Below are 1,603 nucleotides of genomic sequence, written 5' to 3' on the forward strand. Positions count from 1 at the left end.
GCTATGAAGTTGTCAAGTTGATTGCCGAGCGTTCGGGCGGCGAGTATGAACTAAAGGAAGCCACGATGTACTCCAGCTTCCGGCGGCTTGAAGCAGATGGCGACATCGAGTGGTATTGGGGCGATGAGTCACAGGGCGGACGGCGCAAATATTTTAGGATTACAGAAAAGGGCAAGAACACTTACGATCGCAACAAAAGCAATTGGGAGTATGCTAAACGCGTGTTAGAAAACTTAGTATAAGGAGAGATTTGATGTGATGAATCCGAAATTGACGAGTTATCTGAACAGCGTTTTTACGCCATACGATGGGGTGAAAAGCGTCACCGAATTAAAGGCCGACCTGCTATCCGATTTGCAAGAACGATACCGTGAACTCAGAGCGGAGGGCAAGGACGATGAAACAGCGTTTAAGATGACAATCGAGAGTATCGGCGACATCGAGCAAACAATTCTGGAGGTCGCCAACCTCTCCCGCTCACTGGAACGGCAAGTACTGACAAATTTTAATGGCAGCAATCTGAAGGGAAGCGATTTTGCCGGTGTTACGGCCCATAAAGGACAGTTTAAAGGCAGTGCGCTGCATGGTTCCGATTTTTCAGGCGCAGATTTAACTGGCAGTTCGTTTAAAGCCAGTGACGTGCGCGAAGCTAATTTTGACAGTGCAAATCTGACAGACTGCAGCCTATCTGCGCTTGACCTGTCAAATGCAAGCTTCAATAAGACGATCCTTGTGCGAACCAATTTCAGCAAGTCGGGGCTTGATGGTGCCAGATTCACAAGTGTAAGATTGACCGACGTGACGTTATCCATGACTGATCTTAGAAAAACGATTTTTGAAAGTTGTTTATTTGATGGGGTTGACTTTACATATACGGATCTGACAGGGCAACGTTTGGACGGTCAGACGTTCATCGGCGTTAAGTTTGATAAAGCAGCTTTAACCGAAGTCTCATTCAAGGGCGCAACATTAAATAATGTTTCTTTCCAGCCTGGGTTTACTCTCACTAATAAATATTATCGTATGATCAAAACCGTCATCTTTGACGGGGCAATGATGGATAAACTGACCTATGCGCTGCTCAAAGGCATGGGTGCCGATTTGTCCAAAGTTACGATTCGATAAGGAGGGATACCAAATGACAAAGAGGTGGAATTATAGTGAAACTAATTGATCTAAGCGTTCCTATCAGCCCACGAATTAAGGAACCACTCCCAGCTAAAATTGATTACTCCACTCATGAGGATGGAGCACTTCAGGCAGCAGCAGCTCTCGGTCTCTCACCGGAGGATTTTCCAGAAAAGAAGGCATGGGCAACAGAGACATTAACACTAAACACGCATTCTGGGACTCACGTAGACGCACCATGGCACTACTGGCCAACCTCTGAAGGGAAACCTGCAAGAACAATTGACGAACTACCACTGGAGTGGTTTTATTCAGATGGCGTGTTACTAGACTTTAGCAGCAAACCGCCAGGTTATGAAATTACGAAAGATGACTTAATAGAAGAGTTAAACCGAATTAGCTATACTCTGAAACCATTTGATATTGTACTCATTCGCAGCGATGCAGATAAACGATTGTACCATGAGCATTATGC

General features: G+C 45.4%; 3 protein-coding genes. All 3 read left to right on the plus strand.

Annotated features, from left to right (window positions below):
• On the plus strand, positions 1-242 hold a 242-nt coding region (locus tag AC1DUA_RS36755; protein WP_477504427.1), incomplete at its 5' end, for a PadR family transcriptional regulator.
• Positions 243-258: 16 nt separating this feature from the next.
• Entirely contained in the window at positions 259-1,125 is an 867-nt protein-coding gene (locus AC1DUA_RS36760; RefSeq protein WP_477504429.1) for a pentapeptide repeat-containing protein, read from the plus strand.
• Between the two features lie 35 nt (positions 1,126-1,160).
• On the plus strand, positions 1,161-1,603 hold a 443-nt coding region (locus tag AC1DUA_RS36765), incomplete at its 3' end, for a cyclase family protein (RefSeq protein ID WP_477504428.1).

It is taken from the genome of Paenibacillus sp. 01T422, assembly GCF_056398785.1.